This is a genomic window from Pseudomonas sp. B414 (assembly GCF_055408445.1).
Genome location: NZ_JBUZTQ010000079.1, coordinates 1 through 1,451 on the forward strand (window position 1 = coordinate 1; position 1,451 = coordinate 1,451).

The 1,451-nt window shown below is 58.2% G+C and carries 1 protein-coding gene; it reads right to left on the reverse strand.

Annotated elements, in window-relative coordinates:
• Positions 1 to 264: 264 nt before the first annotated feature.
• Positions 265 to 1,323, reverse strand: a complete 1,059-nt coding sequence (locus tag ACZRMH_RS25755; RefSeq protein ID WP_464015809.1) for an IS110 family RNA-guided transposase — start codon at positions 1,321 to 1,323, stop codon at positions 265 to 267.
• Positions 1,324 to 1,451 lie beyond the last annotated feature (128 nt).

A 1,451-nucleotide genomic window follows, 5' to 3' on the forward strand; every position in this document is an offset into this window, starting at 1 on the left:
GGCAGCTGCTATGTATGGACTCGCCCCCACTGTCTACCTGCTTTTAAAAAACTGCCGCCCCGTTGCATCTATGTATTAGGCCTATTCGAGGAAGCCGTCGTCGGCTTCTGGCCAAAATTGGAAGAGCTCGTGGCATGCCGATTACAGTCAGGCCTCGAAGGCCACTAGCAGCTTAGGCATCAATCCACGCCGGTCTTACCAGGGGTCAATGTTTTTTCAGCAACAGGTTGGTCAGTTGGTACCTCGGTGGCAGAACACGGTGGATCAGTGGTTTATCGTCGCTTGCTGGTCATCGGCAGGCTGGCGACGATAAGTCTGGTCATTCTGTAAAAGTACCCAAACGATCCGCAGGTTGCGATTGGCCAACCTGACTGCAGCATCTTTGCGGCCCAGTCGACTCATCCAACGCAACAACCGGCGGTCGTCGGGCTGTTGGGAGTCAGGTCGCAACTGCTGTAATACCGCGTGGGCACCCTGGATCATCAGACTGCGCAAGTAGCTATCGCCTCGTTTGGTCATATCCCCCAATCGAACTGTATTCCCGCTGCTGTGCTGCTCAGGAACCATGCCGAAGTAGGCAGCAAACATGCGTGCATCGGGAAAGCGCTCAGGCTTGGTTTCCTTGGCCACCAGCGCCGTAGCGGTGATTGGGCCGATACCGCGCACGGTCATTAACCGTTTGGCTGTCTTGTCGGCGTTCGCGGCCACTTCCAGGCGCCCCGTAAGGACGTTGATGCGCTCGCCCAAATGGCGCCACTCGGCCAGCAGTTCGTCGACCAGCTCGCGCAACATGGAAGGCAACGGTTGGGTGGCATCCTCCAAAACCCGCGGGATTCTCTGGCTGATCGCAACGTCGCCCTGAGCCAGCGCAATCCCGTGCTCGAGCAGCAGGCCGCGCATCTGATTACTCACGGCGGTGCGGCGACGCACGTAGCCTTGGCGGGCGCGATGCAATGCCTGCATGGCCAGTGCTGCGATACTTTTGACCGGTACTGCGCAGATCTTTTCGTCGCGACCGGCGCGCAGGATTGCTAGCGCATCATTGCGATCATTCTTAGGGCCGCTGCGATGCTTGGCCACCAGACCGGCAGGAAGGATCCGCGCCAAGTTGCCTTGATCCTGCAGCTGTCGGGCCCAAGCTTGAGCGCCTGGGCCAGTTTCCATCAGGACCACAACATGAGGCGCCAACTGGCGGAGAAACTCGTAGAACTCCTCGCGCGACTTGATCCGCATCTCATAATGCACCTTGCCAAGGCCGTCTTCGCCGGCGAGCTGGAATACATGCTTGGCCAGGTCCACCGCCACGGTAGTGCAGGCCGACAAGTTGTCAGAAGACAAAGATTGATCAATCGAAGTATGCTTTTTCATGGACTCGCCCTCGCTGTCGTTGGCTATTTAGAGTGCCACCGTGGCGCATTGACGCCTCGGCGTGGGCGAGTCCATTCAATTAC